Source organism: Achromobacter sp. D7-1, assembly GCF_059760445.1.
In genome coordinates this window covers 1-255 of record NZ_JCBAMT010000186.1, presented here as the reverse complement: position 1 = coordinate 255, position 255 = coordinate 1, and the positions used below count along the sequence as shown (strand labels likewise).

The following is a 255-nucleotide window of genomic DNA, read 5'->3' as shown; positions in this document are numbered from 1 at the left end:
AACGCTGACCTTGAAGCTGCCGGCCATCGTCACCACCGACCTGCGCCTGAACGAGCCGCGCTACGTCACGCTGCCCAACATCATGAAGGCCAAGAAGAAGCAACTGGACACCGTCACCCCTGAAGAGCTGGGTGTGGACGCCGCGCCGCGCCTGAAGACGCTGAAGGTCAGCGAGCCGCCCGCCCGCAAGGCCGGCATCAAGGTGGCCGATGTCGCGGCCCTGGTGGACAAACTCAAGAACGAAGCGAAGGTGGT

1 protein-coding gene is annotated in these 255 nt (G+C 64.3%); it reads left to right on the top strand.

The annotated features are described in order from the left end of the window. Nucleotides 1-255: electron transfer flavoprotein subunit beta/FixA family protein (locus AC6LKD_RS32705; protein WP_498118552.1), on the top strand; the 255-nt coding region annotated here is incomplete at both ends.